This is a genomic window from Roseburia faecis, from assembly GCF_001406815.1.
GTDB classification, from domain to species: Bacteria; Bacillota; Clostridia; order Lachnospirales; family Lachnospiraceae; genus Roseburia; species Roseburia faecis.
In genome coordinates, this window is the sequence record NZ_CVRR01000031.1 from 1 (window position 1) to 7,274 (window position 7,274).

General features: G+C 52.1%; 3 protein-coding genes and 3 pseudogenes. 2 read left to right on the forward strand and 4 right to left on the reverse strand.

Annotation, left to right across the window (positions count from 1 at the left end; translation table 11 throughout):
* Nucleotides 1–100: 100 nt before the first annotated feature.
* Nucleotides 101–277 (forward strand): annotated as a pseudogene (locus M72_RS18120) (phage tail tape measure protein); the annotation flags it as partial.
* Here the strand turns inward: M72_RS18120 and M72_RS16490 are convergent.
* Nucleotides 260–544, reverse strand: a complete 285-nt coding sequence (locus M72_RS16490; RefSeq protein ID WP_082413872.1) for a type II toxin-antitoxin system RelE/ParE family toxin — start codon at nucleotides 542–544, stop codon at nucleotides 260–262. The pseudogene M72_RS18120 and the gene M72_RS16490 overlap by 18 nt on opposite strands.
* Nucleotides 541–846, reverse strand: a complete 306-nt coding sequence (locus tag M72_RS10095; protein WP_055068134.1) for a type II toxin-antitoxin system RelB/DinJ family antitoxin — start codon at nucleotides 844–846, stop codon at nucleotides 541–543. Before M72_RS10095 ends, M72_RS16490 begins: the two co-directional genes overlap by 4 nt.
* A gap of 120 nt (nucleotides 847–966) precedes the next feature.
* Here M72_RS10095 and M72_RS18125 point away from each other — a divergent pair.
* Nucleotides 967–1,161: pseudogene (locus M72_RS18125) on the forward strand (phage portal protein); the annotation flags it as partial.
* A 1-nt stretch (nucleotide 1,162) separates the two neighbouring features.
* Here the strand turns inward: M72_RS18125 and M72_RS18130 are convergent.
* Nucleotides 1,163–1,309, reverse strand: a pseudogene (locus M72_RS18130) (AAA family ATPase); the annotation flags it as partial.
* A gap of 137 nt (nucleotides 1,310–1,446) precedes the next feature.
* A complete protein-coding gene (locus tag M72_RS10105) occupies nucleotides 1,447–7,185 on the reverse strand; it encodes a YDG domain-containing protein (protein ID WP_055068135.1) in 5,739 nt (1,912 codons plus the stop codon).
* Nucleotides 7,186–7,274 lie beyond the last annotated feature (89 nt).

Sequence of the window (7,274 nt, forward strand, 5' to 3'; positions counted from 1 at the left end):
TTTATTAGCATCGGTCGGAGAAATCTGATCGGTGCTTTCTTTATGCTCGGCAGAAATGCCGGGCAATTTTTATGCCCATTTTGCAGGGAGGAGGTGCGTTATGGCGGGAAGTAGAATTAAGGGTATCACGGTCGAGATCGGTGGCAATACTACCAAGCTTCAGAGTAACTTAAAGGGTGTCAATTCAGAAATCAAGAATACGCAGAGTCAGCTCAAGGATGTCGAGAAGCTCCTGAAACTGGATCCAGGCAATACCGAGCTACTTGCCCAGAAGCAGAACTGTCCTCTCTTTATCATCGACAAGATAATACACAATAAAGTTGTCTACCGGAAGCTGATGCATTTTCATCGAATGCCAAGGCTCCCATTCAACTAACGTATAACGAGCTGGCATAAAATCCAATGAACGAACTTCCTTTCGTATGCGCCCCAGCTGAGCTGCGGCTGTCTTCGGAACAAGAAGTTCATTCGCAATATACGAATAGATTTCACGTAAATCACCAAGTGCATCTACAGAATAGACGACATTGTAGCTATCCGTCATATGCCAAACTCCTTTGCAAGTACCGCGTCGACTTCATCTGCAGAATATACCTTTCCTGCTTTGATGGAATCAACACCCTTCTGGAGTTCTGCATCAAGTTCTTCTCTGGTCATTGCACCAACAGCTAATGGCTTAGAAGAAGGAAGTTTCAATTCAAACGGCATACCTTTTTTCAGTACGATCTGGCTATAAAGCATCTGAATTGCACTGGATGGAGAAATGCCAAGCTGAGAAAGAATACTCTCAGCATTCTCCTTGAGATTCGTATCTATTCTTGCATAAACAGCGGATGTATTTGCCATAGTATCGCCTCCCTTTTCTTTATTATGTTCGCTTTTGCTTGCAATTGCAAGCATTTGCGCAAATTATTTTGTGACGTAACTTTGAATTTTATACGCCTCTTAAGGCAGAAAGGAATATTTATGGGATTTTTATCGGGGCTATTTCATTCCAGAGACAAGCCCACCAACAGCACCAATGGCAGCGCCTATCGTTTTCTCTTTGGTGGAAGCAACTCTGGCAAAGCCGTCAATGAACGAAATGCCATGCAGATGACTGCAGTCTACACCTGTGTCAGAATTCTTTCGGAGTCCATTGCAGGACTGCCGATCCATGTTTAAAGTAGGCTGTATTTTCATAACAGCGTCTGCCGAACTCTTTTAGAATCCAAGTCTTACCCACCTGACGTACGCCCTTCAAGATTAAAGGCTTGCGGTAGGGAGAATCCTTCCAATCCAGCAACTTTTTTAAGATAAATCGTTCCATAGAATCACTCTTCACATTTTTATTGGAGTTTTATGCTTTATAATCACACTTTGTCCCATCAAAGAAATAGGGCTGACCTGTTACAGTCAGCCCTAAGTAAAAATTCTATATTCTGTTAGCAAAAAATCAGTTTTGCATTAACGTCTTGCGCCATAGCTGCACTGCTTGAGTGCACTCCTAGCCACAAGTTTGCTTCCGTCATAGACCAACACGCGGGCTTTGTAGTAATATTTTCTGCCCTTCGTGCCCTTGGTGCTGATAAAGCTGTTCTTGCTGCTTGTCTTGAGCAGCTTGTAGCCTGCGTCCTTCTTCGTCGAGCGATAGAACTGGTACTTGACCGTGTAGCCCAGCGACTTGATGTCGGAGATCATGGTCTTGCTGCTCTTGGCTGCGGCCTGTACCTTGACGGATTTCTTGCTCGTCTGAGTGGTGGTCACTTTGAACTTCGCGCTCTGCATCAGTTCTTTGACGTGGGCGGCGTTCTGTTCTTTAATTAACCCCTCTGCTTCGTCTTTGTCGACGACTGCGAAGGTCGAGAAGTGGGGCGTCGTGAAGCGAATGTAATATTCTGCGCCGATCTTCACTACGCTGTGGTTCAGGATCTTGCAGAGGCCGTTGTCGTCGATGTAGATCACGAGGATGTCTTTGCCTTTGAGCTTATCCGGCATCGGCAGAATCACATAAGCCTTGCCGCCTTTAAATTGATGCAGGTGTTTTTCGCCAATCTTCGCGGCAAGGTCGAAGAGCGTGCCGTTCTTGCCGACGATCTTCTCCGCCGGTTTCTGCGTTTCCTTGAGCTGGGTGTTTTCGCCCACCACGATGGTTACGGTGTCACCATTGGCTGCGCCTGCAATCGTTTCTAAGGTCTTGTTGTCGAGAACCACTTCGCCGTTATCTGTCTTGATGACAAGGTCTGCGTTCGTGTCCTTGGCGATCGCGTTGACGATCACCTTTGGCAGCTCGACTTCGGTTGCTTTCACGCGGTCCGCCGCGCCTGTGCTGCCTGCGCCGCTGCCGTTATTCGTGTCACTGGACTTCACAGTGATCTCGATCGTATCGGACTTATTGGAAACCGCCTGATCGAGCAGCTTGTCACCGAGGTCTTTGGAAACGCTGGCTGTGGTCTTGGAAACATCCTGACCCTGCTCGTTCTTGGTCGTTTCGGTCGTCGTATTCTTGACGGTCGTCTTGGTTGTTGTAGTTGTGTCGGTTTCCGCACCCGGCTTGAAGGTCGTATTGTCCTTCGTGTCTTCTTTGACTGTGATGACATCCGCATCAGCCGGTGTCGGAGCCGGGGCTGCGCCACCGCCGCCACCACCGGATGCTCCGCCGCCGGAAGGCTGGTTGGAAACGGTCACAGTCAAACTTTGTTCTGCCACATCTGCGTACTCTGCGTTTCCCTGCACCTTATACCAAACGGTGTATTTCCCCACGTTTTTCGCTGTGGGGATCTGCTCGCTCCACTCAGAATTGTCAAGCCGGTAGAGCATCGTGCCGCCAGTGGTCTTGCCTGCTGTAACCAGCGCCTGTTCTGTACCATTGTAGGTCAGGGCGTTTGCCGTAGGTGCCGTAACAGTGGGGACAAACTTGTCGGTCGCATTGACATTGACGGTCAGAGTGATGTCCTCATAGTTTGTACTCTTGATTACTACGGTCACTGTGCCCACAGAGCCGGTGGTTTTCACGTCATTTTTCTGAATCGGCAGGGTCAGCTTGCCGTTTTCCACCTTCGCGCCGCTGGTGTAGTAGCTGCCATCCAGTTTGATTTCGCGGATCTCATAGGTGAGTGCACCATACTTTTTGGGCGTTTCCAGCTTGGGCAGGGCGGGGAGGGCCACTGTGTAGGTGTTCGCGTGGCCGTTTACAATGGTCAGCGCGGTTTCCTTAGTAAAGCCAGGGACAGCGGCCCTGGTGATGCTGCCAGTCGTGGGGAAGCTGCTCTGCTCCAGGGCGTAATTCTTCGCGGTCTGCCCCATCAGGGTCACTCTGGCAGTGATGTTCTTGCCGTTGCCCACACTGGCATCGTCAAAGCTGGCGGTCACGGTGTAGTCTGTGCCTCGGTTCAAGGTCACGTTGTCGAAGATCACGCTGGTGGGTTCCACGGTTGTCGTGCCGTCGTAGATCTTGGCCGCACACGCTACCTTGGTGATCGTCAGCGGTTTCTTTCCAATACTGACCGCCACGCTGGTGGGTGCGGTATCGTTGTGATTTTCATCGCCAATCACCCGATACCACACGGTATATGCTCCGGCATCGGTGCCGGTAGGGATGTCCGGGCTGTATGTACCGTTCTCGGTCAGGCTGTACTGCATAGTGCCATAGTTCGCCACGCTGCCTGCGGTAATGAGCGCCTGCTCCTGGCCGGTATAGGTCAGGTTTTCCTGCGCTGTGGGAGGCGTGATTGACCTGATGTCGGCCTTTTGTACCGTCACAGCAATATCCTCGCTCATCTTCTCGTAGCCGTCGCAGGTGGCCAAAAAGCGGAAGGTATGATTGCCTGCGGGCAGCTTTTGTGCAGAAAGATCAAATTGATTCTTTGTTGTCGCACCGCCAACTGCTGTCTCTTTGCCGTCCTCCACCTTGTACCACTGGAAGCTTACAGCGCCAGTGCCGGTTTCCTTCTTTACATTGACAAGAAGCGTCCCCGTACCGCCATAAGTCATGCTCATCTTTGTCGGATAGTCCATGCTCTTGATGGTGATCTTGGCCATAGAAACATTGGTCAGCTCCGTACCGCTAAGGTCGCTGATCCAGGTACTGCCGCTCTTAAAAGCGTAACCCTCCGGCAGGAGGGATGCCAGCGTGACATTTCCGGTGACGGTCAGCTTTGCCGCCGTCTTACCGTTCAGATTCAGCTTGAGCGGGCTGCCAATGGTGATCTCGCCTGCATTTGCCAGCAGCTTCACCGTACCGCCGCCGGCTGCGGCGATGGCCTCGCCTGCCGTCCGATGGTAGGAAATGCTGCCGTCCTTCTTGGTCACCTCAGCGGCATAGCCGCAGTAGGGGCAAACAGTCCCGGCGGAATGGTCATCCGGGTGGCTGCACTTCACAACAGTTACGGCAGTATTCTCCTTCATCTCCAACAGCTTGAGCAATGCGCCGTCTTGCTTCTGATAAGCATAGCCCTCTGCCAGCAGGGACTGATAATCTGCGCGATTCCTGATTTTGATGCTGCCAAAGGATCCGCCGGACAGGGTCACTGGAATATCCTTGAGCGCACCCAATTCCAGCAGATCCGCGCTGCCGCCGGACATGGTCAGCGCTCCCTCCGTGTAGATGCCGCCGATGAACTTGCCGCTCGTTACCACGGCTTCGTTCCCGGTAAGAATGCCAAGCCCCACTCCACGGTCTCTCCCGTCTGTGCTGCCCTCCAGGGTGACATTGTCCAGCGTCAGCTTTGCGCCTGTCTGCTTAGATTTTCCGACCGCCACCGCATGATAGGGGGTGCTGGGATGGGTGTTTTGCACCTTGCCGTTTATGATGGCTACATTGGAGCCGAGGATACGTAGAAGCCCCTTCCCAGCGGATTTGCTCAGGGTGTGTCCATTCAAGTTCAGTACAATATTTTTGCTGATTTCGATAGGCTCTGCGTTCTCGATGTCCAAAGACCCCCGCAGCGTGACCGTGTCACCGTCCTGCGCGGCAGCCAGTGCGTTTTCCAGACTGGTGTATCGTTTGCCGCCGATTTCAAATGCCTCCACCAGCGCTTTGCAGAAGGTGCAGTAACCAGCGTTGTCCACCTTGCCCTCATGGTCGCAGACTCTGCCGCAGACACATTTGCCATTCTGATATTGGCAGGTATGCTCGACCACTTTGACGCTTCTACTCTGGATGCTTACTTCGGAAACATTCAAAATTTCACTGTCATCAGTGCCTGCAAAGGCATATCCGTCTGCCAGCAGAGCCAGAGCCTGCTCACCAGGTTCTACTCTGATTCCATCTTGGAACGTGCCGCCCTGGAGCTGGGTTTTCCCGTGGAATTTCACCAGTTGCTCAAACACGCAGTTGCCCTTTACCGTCAGGGTAAAATAGGTAGAAAAGACCTCCTGATCTGTTTTAACGCTGTCTAATATCAACACCGTGGGGGCGCTGGTGGCAATGTCATTTATCGTGCCGTTTTGGATGGTAACGCTGTTGTACGGGCAATTTTGCAGATCCAGCGCCTTGACCCTGTGGCCCTGCAGGTCCAGCGTAACGTCCCTTTTGTCCGCCGTATCGCCGTTCCCCGCTTTCAAGGTTGCGTCAGTATCCCGCACAAAATAAGCGGTTCCGCCGGAGAACAGAATGAACCCAACCTCAGGGTTATCGCCTTCAAACGTATAGGGGATACCGTTGCGAATAAAGAGCACATCCTTGCTGCACGGTTCGCCGCACTGTTTGCATTTGCCCTCGTGGGTGTATTTTTCATGGGTGCAGGTGTTAAAGGTAACAGGGACAGTGTCGGTCTGTGCGGTGTAGCCCTTGTAGGACAGCTTGCAGTAGACCTGGCCGCTGTACTCCCAGTTCTTGCCCGCCGTTGTGGTCAGGTCGGATGTGGTCAGGGTGATTCTATTACTGCCCCCGCCTGTACCTGTAAATTCTTTTCCGTTCACATACCACTGATAGGTGATATTACCCTCCGAACCGCTTTCCAGTTGGGCCCTTACCCAGACATCCGCCTTAAATTGCCCATCGGTTTTCTTTGAGACCTGCGGCTGCGTTCTTATGGTAATGGGGTTTCTGGGCGCGGCGGCGACGGTGACCGTTGCGGTGGTGGTCGCCTTGGCAGGAGTGGCACCTGCTTCGCCTTCTGCGGTCAGCTTCAGCTTATAGCTGCCCTCCTTGACGGTGTTGTCGGCGATAACGGTGATGGTCGCGCCGTTATCGGACGTTTGGACCTCCAAACCGGTGTGATTGCCCTCCCATGTGGCTTTCAGGGTGTCCATCTTGACCTTGCTGCCGGTGACGGAGAAGGTCGCCGTCTGACTACCTAAGCTTTCCTGTAGGGTTCCCTGCTGCGCGCCGACGGTCAGGCTTGCGCGGGGTCCCATCTTGGCGATGTAGATGGTCTTGACGTCCTCTCTTGTTGTATCGTCCGCTGTGCCGACCGACATATCGTCTGTGTTTACATTCTGTTCGTCCGAATACAGAATAGTCAGGCTGGGGTCGATGCTTCGGGCTGTTCCCTTACGACTCCATATCGCACCAAATTTTCCGGTGGCGTAAAGGGTTCCTTCGTTCATGGTCAGGGATGCAGTCACAATACCGTAACCGGAATTTAGATTCAGCGTTCCATTCTCAATCACGATGGATTTGGCGTACAAGCCGTACAAACCGCCGTTGGTGGTTATCTTTGCCCCGCCTTTTATGGTAAGCGTCCCGCCGGCGGCGTCGCTCCAACTGCCGTCCTCAATACCATTTTTCCCTTTAGGAACATTGACCGTCAGACTGCCGCTTCCCTGAATGGTCAGACTGTGGGAATACATATTCAGAGCGGCGGTATATGAGGTCTCGGTAATCGTAATGGTATTCTCGCCTTTCAGCGTGATTGTTGTGTCGCCATTCACTATCACCGGGGTAGTTATGTTTTTGTTCTCCCAGGTAACATTGCCGGAGATGGTTTCTTCAGTGCTTGCCGCAGCTGCCATCAAAGGCAGCTCCGCCTCTTTTCCAAGGCAGGCAGAGAGGTCTGCATTTTCCGCAGCGCAGACCGGACAGTCGGGATTGACCGCCTCCTGCTCACAGTGGGTTTCGCAGATGCACTCCGCCGAAGCATTCCCGGACACGGTGGACCCATCAGTTTCCACCGCAGATGCCGGAACTCCCGGCATCGTAAAAATCATTGCCGCCGCCAGTAAAAATGCGGCCGGCCGTTTCCATTTCCATTTCCATATCATTTTATTCATCCTCGTATAATAAGTGTATAGCCAGTAGAAATGATGGTTATGCACTTATCCTTTCTATAAATTTATAGATGATCTGAGAC